The organism is Pseudonocardia kujensis (genome assembly GCF_021283305.1).
Classification (GTDB): domain Bacteria; phylum Actinomycetota; class Actinomycetes; order Mycobacteriales; family Pseudonocardiaceae; genus Pseudonocardia; species Pseudonocardia kujensis.
The window spans coordinates 236,941-243,958 of sequence record NZ_JAJSOK010000003.1; the positions used below are offsets into that span (position 1 = coordinate 236,941).

The 7,018-nt window shown below is 68.5% G+C and carries 8 protein-coding genes and 2 pseudogenes; 5 read left to right on the forward strand and 5 right to left on the reverse strand.

Translation table 11 applies throughout. The features are described 5' to 3' along the window. Positions 1 to 48: 48 nt before the first annotated feature. Together LWC35_RS04140 and LWC35_RS04145 are read left to right on the forward strand one after the other, a co-directional pair. Positions 49 to 993 (forward strand): SMP-30/gluconolactonase/LRE family protein, encoded by a 945-nt coding sequence (locus LWC35_RS04140; RefSeq protein WP_232868532.1) that lies wholly within the window; start codon positions 49 to 51, stop codon positions 991 to 993. Next, positions 994 to 1,701 carry a 4-hydroxyphenylacetate 3-hydroxylase N-terminal domain-containing protein gene (locus LWC35_RS04145; RefSeq protein ID WP_269803526.1) on the forward strand — a complete coding sequence of 236 codons (708 nt, stop codon included), beginning with the start codon at positions 994 to 996 and terminating at the stop codon, positions 1,699 to 1,701. Here LWC35_RS04145 and LWC35_RS04150 read toward each other — a convergent pair. The 5 genes and pseudogenes from LWC35_RS04150 to LWC35_RS04160 form a co-directional block, all read right to left on the reverse strand. Continuing rightward, positions 1,649 to 2,408: pseudogene (locus LWC35_RS04150) on the reverse strand (SDR family NAD(P)-dependent oxidoreductase). The gene LWC35_RS04145 and the pseudogene LWC35_RS04150 sit on opposite strands and share 53 nt — an antisense overlap. A 35-nt stretch (positions 2,409 to 2,443) precedes the next feature. Next, complete coding sequence (locus LWC35_RS04155) at positions 2,444 to 3,319, reverse strand: 3-hydroxybutyryl-CoA dehydrogenase (RefSeq protein WP_232868534.1); 876 nt, start codon at positions 3,317 to 3,319, stop codon at positions 2,444 to 2,446. A gap of 455 nt (positions 3,320 to 3,774) precedes the next feature. Beyond that, positions 3,775 to 4,293, reverse strand: a complete 519-nt coding sequence (locus LWC35_RS40795) for an alpha/beta hydrolase fold domain-containing protein (protein ID WP_372462989.1) — start codon at positions 4,291 to 4,293, stop codon at positions 3,775 to 3,777. Further along, positions 4,266 to 4,391, reverse strand: a complete 126-nt coding sequence (locus tag LWC35_RS40800; protein WP_372462988.1) for a hypothetical protein — start codon at positions 4,389 to 4,391, stop codon at positions 4,266 to 4,268. The genes LWC35_RS40795 and LWC35_RS40800 overlap by 28 nt, the downstream gene beginning before the upstream one ends. Before the next feature lie 227 nt (positions 4,392 to 4,618). Continuing rightward, entirely contained in the window at positions 4,619 to 4,912 is a 294-nt protein-coding gene (locus tag LWC35_RS04160) for a hypothetical protein (RefSeq protein ID WP_232868535.1), read from the reverse strand. Between the two features lie 112 nt (positions 4,913 to 5,024). Between LWC35_RS04160 and LWC35_RS04165 the strand changes: the two genes are divergently transcribed. From LWC35_RS04165 to LWC35_RS04175, 3 genes and pseudogenes are all read left to right on the forward strand, one after another. Beyond that, on the forward strand, positions 5,025 to 6,077 hold the full coding sequence (locus LWC35_RS04165) for an NAD(P)-dependent oxidoreductase (RefSeq protein ID WP_269803527.1): 1,053 nt from the start codon (positions 5,025 to 5,027) through the stop codon (positions 6,075 to 6,077). Further along, the gene (locus LWC35_RS04170) at positions 6,070 to 6,843 is read left to right on the forward strand and encodes an SDR family NAD(P)-dependent oxidoreductase (RefSeq protein ID WP_232868537.1); all 774 of its coding nucleotides are present in this window, start codon (positions 6,070 to 6,072) and stop codon (positions 6,841 to 6,843) included. Before LWC35_RS04165 ends, LWC35_RS04170 begins: the two co-directional genes overlap by 8 nt. Before the next feature lie 35 nt (positions 6,844 to 6,878). After that, positions 6,879 to 7,018, forward strand: a pseudogene (locus LWC35_RS04175) (citrate synthase); the annotation flags it as partial.

The window sequence follows — 7,018 nt, forward strand, 5'->3', positions numbered from 1 at the left end:
ATGCCTCGATCACGTCGGCGTGGTCTGATCTGCGCCCTCGCAGGTGCAGTGGCGATTCTTACAGCCGGATGCGCCTCGTCAACACCGGGCGCTGGCGACTACCGGCCTCCGCCGGCAGTCGTCAACGCCGAGCTCATCGCGAACGTCACCCCGCTCTACCCCTACACCGGGCCGGAGTCCGGGCGCGCCAACCACCACACCACCGTGGAAGGCCCCGCGTTCGGCCCGGACGGGCAGCTCTACTTCACCGACGCCACTGCCCCACCCCGTGCACCGAAGATCCTCCGCCTGGACCCTTCTACGAAACAGGTCACGCCGATCTACACGGACGAGACCAGTTTCTACAGCTCCGCGCAATTCAGCCCCCGAGACGGACGCCTCTACGCCACCGATCTACTCGGCGGCAAGATCGACTCGATGAACGCCGATGGCTCAGACGTTCGAACCGTGCTCAGTGGCGCAGTGGCCGGACACCCGATGCGCCCCGACGACCTCACGTTCGACCTCGACGGCTCCATGTTCATCGCCGACATGGCCGGCACTCCCTGGGCACCGACCGGACGAATCATTAGAACCGACGCCAACGGGGCGGATCCCACAGTCCTCGCCGACAACATGCCGTCACCAAACGGTATTTCCTTCGACCCCCAGCACAGCGCCCTCTGGGTAAGCCAATTCGGTGGGAACCGCGTCGACCACCTCGTCCTTGCCTCCGACCATCGTAGCGTCACCGACGGCCACACCGCCCTGACACACGATGGCGGCCTCGGCCGGTTCGACTCCAACGCTGTCGACGCCGACGGGAACCTCTACCAGGCCAACTACGGGGCCGGCGAAATGCTGGTGTACGACGACATGGGAGCTGTCATTCTCACGGTTCGCGTCCCCCAGACGCTCCCGGAGCCGCAGCTACTGGTTACCAACGTCGCAATCCAACCGGGAACACGCAACGCCTACATGACTGTCGGCGGAAAGAAGGGCATGCGGTTTTGAATGCGGCATCTTTGCGATGGCCGGCTGCACCGCGAGCCGCTCGGCCAGCCATCCCCGCGACAGAGATGCCAGCTTCACATCCGTCGCAGCTCGAATGTCCCACGGCCAGCGGCCGTGCTCGGAGGGGGTGACCGTGGCCGCCTCCGCGCGGATCGTCAAGCGTTCACGACGCCCTCGACCGCGGACGGCGACACTGACTACGCCGTGTCTTTCGCTCTGCCGACCGACACCCGGGGGTTGGAGCTGTACGTCTCCCGGTACGCCGCGGGCGAGCGCGACGAGTTCAGCTTCGCACTGTCGTCGAAGTACAAGCTGCCGGAGTCGCTGACCGTTTCCGACGACGTTCGCGTACCCCGCGACCGGGGGTCCCTCGACCGCAAGCCAAAGCTGGTGGTAGTCGACGAACGCGACGGCCAACGGCCCGGCGTCGGCGCGGCGCACTTTGTGGCCGGTTCCAACGGCATCAGCCGTGCCGTTCGCGACAAGCTCGCGCGGATGATCGCGCGGGCGGAGACCGTCCGCGGGCTCGCCGAGCTACCGGCGTTGCGTCGCCGCCATGTGATTGCTGGCGAACGAGAATCCTCCGACCGCGACCGAAGAGGCCTCGGACAGCCGCACGCACCCCTTCCTGAGCGACGGACTCCGGATCCCCCGTTCAGCGTGCAGACATCCGTAGGGCACCGTCCATCCGGATGGTTTCGCCGTTGAGATAGTCGTGCTCGGCGATCATCGACACCAGCCGGGCGTACTCGGCCGGATCGGCGAGGCGCTGCGGAAAGGTCACCGACGTCGCCAGGCTCGCTTGCACCTCCTCCGGCAGGCCCGCGAGCATCGGGGTGCCGACGAGGCCCGGGGCGATCGTGCACACCCGGATCCCGAACTGAGCCAGATCCCGCGCCGCGGTGATCGTCATCCCCGCAACGCCGGCCTTGGACGCGGTGTAGGCGATCTGCCCGATCTGCCCTTCGAACGCCGCCACGGACGCGGTATTGACGACGACGCCGCGCTGGCCGTGCTCGTCCGCCTCGGAGGTGGCGATCCGCTCCGCCGCGAGCCGCATGACGTTGAACGTGCCGAGCAGATTGACCTTCAGCACCGTGTGGAACAGCTCCAGGTCGTGCACGCCCCTTTTCGAGAGGATGCGTCCGTTCGGGGCGATGCCGGCGCAGTTCACGACCAGCCTCAGTGGGCCCGGACCGTCCGCAGCGCGCGACGGCCTCTCGCACCGAGGTCTCGTCCGTGACGTCCGCGGCGAGCAGGGTCACCCCGTCCGGCACGGTCGAGGCGACCGTGACCGCCTTCTCGAGGTCCAGGCCGTACACCGACGCACCGTGCTTGGCCAAGTGTGCGGCCGTCGCGGCGCCGAGACCGGACGCAGCACCGGTGACCAGCGCGGAGATTCCGTCGAGTTGCATGAAGTCACTTCTCCTCGATCAGCGATGGCCTGCGGTCACGCGGCGTACTGGTGGAAGCCTCGCCCGCTCTTGCGTCCGAGTAGGCCCGCCTCGACCATGCGGTTCAGCAGTGGCGGCGGCGAGTAGAGCGGCTCCTTGAACTCCAGGTACATCGACTCGGCGATGGCCTTGACGGTGTCCAGACCGATGAGGTCGGCCAGCTGCAGCGGGCCCAGGGGGTGCGCGCAGCCCTGCACCATGCCTGTGTCGACGTCCTCCGCCCGCGCGTATCCCGACTCGACCATCCGGACGGCCGAGAGCAGGTACGGCACCAGCAGCGCGTTGACGATAAAACCGGCGCGGTCCTGACACCGCACGGATTGCTTGCCGAGGGTGGCCTCGACGAAGTACTCGACACGCTTGGTCGTCTCGTCCCCGGTCAGCAGCGAGGGCACGAGCTCGACGAGGGAGAGCACCGGGACCGGGTTGAAGAAGTGGACCCCGATAACCTGCTCCGGCCGCGACGTGGCAATCCCAAGTTTCATGATCGGGATGGAGGACGTGTTCGAGGCGAGCACGGCGTCCGGGTCGGTGACGATGCTGTCGAGCGCACGGAACACCTCGACCTTGGCTGCCTCGTCCTCGAGCACGGCCTCGATGACCAACGACCGGTCGTGTAGTGAGGCCAGGTCCCCTGCAGCGGAGATCCGCTCGCTCGCCGCGGTGGCGGCCTCGGGCTCGAGCTTGCTCTTGCGGACGGCCCGCTCCAAGGACGAGTCGACCCGCTCCTTCGCCCGCGCAGCCGCGGCGTCGTTCGCCTCGGCGATGATCACCTCGCAGCCGGCGAGTGCGCAGACCTCGGCGATCCCGGATCCCATCACACCGCCGCCGACGACCCCGATCCGCCCGAACTCCGCGGGAACGGCGTTCATCGACAACCCCTCCCCCGGCCGGGACGGAGCAGTGCCGCCGATTCCCGGGCACCTCTCTCGACGCTGCGCGACAGATGAACTCCGATTTCCATGTTGGACCTCCAACCGAGAGCGGATAGGGATCGACGACCGGTTAGCGAGGCGCGCGCTTCTCCCGGAACGCGCGCACCCCCCTCCAGCCGGCCGGCACAGCAGCGTGGGCCAGGCCCTCGCCGAGGCCGAGGGCGCGACAAGACCGAACTGGACCGCTGTCGTCATCGCGTTCCGGCCCGAGGGTCGGTCGATGGCCAGCGGGCAGATCCCGTTCACCCGTTCGACTGGCAACCGTCCGTCATCGACGCCATCCCTCCCTCCATCAGCGCCCACGCCTTCCTCGACGCCCATGGGTAAGTCTTACTATAATAACCACTAAACAGGCGCCGCTAGGCCACCGGATCCTTCCGCGCGCGAGGAACTCACGCGAGCTCGGACCCGGTCGGAGACCCGCGAACGAGGCCCCGGTCCGTGCAAGTCAACCCGGTACCTCTTCCGTTCGTTCGGCTCCTTCGGTGTCCGGACCGGAAGGGCCACTCAGGGCCAGCAGCCGACCGATCCAGTCCTGGCGAGCCATCTTGACGGCCTGCGACACGGCCGTGTCCGGCGCCGGGGTGTCGAAACCGTGGAACCCTCCCGGCCCGGACCTGCAGCTCCGCCCTGCCGTCCGTCGCCCAAATCTGCCTCACACACGCCACGGCCTCGTCCCGGAAGGCCTCGACCGATCCGACGTCGACGACGGTGGGTCGAGGGCCGGCCAGGTCGGTGGCGCGAGCCGCCGCCGCGTACGGCGACACGTCCGGACCGCCCCGGCCGAAACCCAGGAGTGAGTCCCAACAGGCCTGGTTCGCACGTGGTCCCAGACCCCGACCCTTCATCTGCAGGCTCGAGACGGTGTCGTTCCGGTCGTCGATCATCGGGCAGGCGAGCAGCTGACCGATGACAACTCGCCCCCTCGATCACCGGCCAGCAGCTCGAGGCCCACGCTGAGACCGCCGCCCGCGCTCGCACCGGCGATCACGATCCGGTCGGGGTCCATGCCGACGACTGCCGATTGGCGGAGATCATTCCGCTACCATGAGTGTGATAGATCGCGGGGACGGGACGCCTACAGGTTCCTGGGCACTCCGGACCGAGCGGCGGGGACGAGACCCTCCGCAAGGCCCTGGGTCAACTTGCTCTGCTTGTCGTCGGGACGGTTCCACCCGTGGCCGGCCGGCAGGGCGCGACCGGTCCGCCGGCGGGCCCGGGACCGGTCGGCACGGATCAGAGCGTGCCCTCCGGTTCCTTGACCGTGGCGACCTCGGCGCAAGCCGGGAACACCTTCTCGATGAGGACGCGGAGGACCTCGGGATCGGCGTTGCCGCAGGCGTCGGACTGCACGGCGATCTCGACGTGCGAATCGCTGGAGTGATGCACGGCCGACAGCACGACGCCACTGGTCACGAAGCCGGCCATGGGGAGCGGGGCGACGCCGAACTCGCTCATCAGCAGTGCCTGGTCGCTCACGAACGCGCTGACCCGACACTGAACGGGACCGGCGAGACGAACGATCTCCACGCCGCGTCTCCGTCCGGTACGCCACCCAACTCGTCACGAGTGGTCGTGGCCACGATTCTGGGGATGGTCCTCGACCATGTCAACAGGTAGCCTGTTCAAATGGCCTGGAGGAATGCCCGGGACCGCCACGCGCGTGCAAGCCTTGTCGACCCCCGTCAAGGCTAGTAAGAGCTTCGGGTCGAGACGGGCGGGACGGCCGTGCACCACCGCGGCCACCAGCAGACGAAGGAGAACAATGAGGATCGGCATCGTCGGGCTCGGGAACATGGGCAAGCTCATCGCGGCCGCCATCGTCCGCGCCGGGTTCGACACCTACGTCTACGACCTCCGCCCCGAGGCCGTCGCCGAACTGGTCGAGCAGGGCGCCACCGGCACCACCTCGGTCAAAGAACTCGCCCAAACGGCCGACGTGATCAGCGTCGTGGTACTCAACGAACCCCAGGTACAGAGCGTGGCCGACGAAATCGTCGCCGTCGGCCTACCCCGCACCCTGATCGTGCACAGCACCGTCACCCCCGCCTTCGTCCAAACCCTCGCCGACAACCTCGCCCCCGCCGCCATCTCCGTGCTCGACGCACCCGTGGCCGGCGGCCTCGCCCGCGCCCGCACCGGCGAGCTCACCATCATGATCGGCGGCACCGACACCGACACCCACAAACTCGCCCCCCTGTTCGACGCCTTCGGCCGCGAGATCTTCCACGTCGGCCCCCCCGGCGCCGGGTCCGCCGCCAAACTCTCGGTCAACTTCATGACCATCGCCGGCTACGCCCTACAGATCGAAGCCATGAACTTCGCCCGCGCCCACGGCCTCACCGAAGACGCCCTCTCCAGCGTGCTCACCACCAGCAACGCCGACTCCCGCGCCGTACGAACCTGGGGCCTGCAAGACCGACTCCGCGCCAACGTCCCCCCCGGCACCACCCCCGCCCAGCTGGTCATGAAAAAAGACCTCACCTCCTTCACCACCGCCGCCGGCCGCGCCGGACTCGTCTCCCCCCTCGCCGCCGTCGCCGCCGAAACCCTGGTCAACCGGATCGAAGAACGCGACGCCTACCTCAACAGCATCGGCGGACGCCCCGACATCCCCCAATGCACCACCTGCGGCCAAGAACTCATCCCACCCTTCCGCGAGACCGGCATACACCCCGAGTGCACCCGTGCCTGACCCACCAGACCCCCGCCCACAGTTCGACATCACCAACCGGACCATCCTCCTCACCGGCGGCACCGGCGGACTGGGGTCCGCCATCGCGCGAGGGCTCGCTGCATGCGGCGCGCACCTCGTCATCGTCGCCAGGGCCGCGGACCGGCTGAAGGAGATCGTCGTCGGGATTCAGGACGCGGGCGGCTCGGCCGTCGGGGTCCCCGCGGACATCACCCTCGCCGAGGACCGTGCCGCGGTCGTCGACACGGCGATCGCCGAGTTCGGCGGCATCGACGTCCTGATCAACAACGCCGGCGTGACCCACCGGGTGCCGGTCGCCGAGCTGGACGTCGAGACCTACCGCCGCATCAACGGCGTCAACGCCGAGGCCGCGCTGTTCCTCGCCCAGGCCGCTTACCCGCACCTGAAGGCGCACGGCAACGGGAGCGTCGTGAACGTGCTGTCCATTGGCATGTGGAACAGCGGGGCGAACTCCGTGCTGTACCGCTCCACGAAGTCCGCACTGCACGGGATGACGATGGTCCTCGCCCAGGAGTGGGCGCAGGACGGGATCCGGGTCAATGCGGTAGCGCCCGGCACCTTCGAGGCGGGAATGGGCACCGCCCTCTCCGCCGACCGGGTCGCCGCGCAGGTCGCACGGACCCCGATGCGACGCCGGGGTCGACCCGACGAGATCGTCCCGACCATGCTCTACCTGGCCAGCGACGCGTCGTCCTACGTCACGGGGACCACGCTGCGCGTCGACGGCGGCACCGTCTCGCTCTGACGATGCCGCCACCTCTGCAAACGAAGGAGGCCCGGATGTCCGAGGGCTCCCCGCCCCCGCCCGGCTTCAAGTCCGGCCTCGAAGGACACGTCGCCTTCCGGACCGAGATCGCCGAACCCGACAAGGACGGCGGCGCGCTGCGGTACCGGGGCGTCGACATCGAGGACCTGGTCGG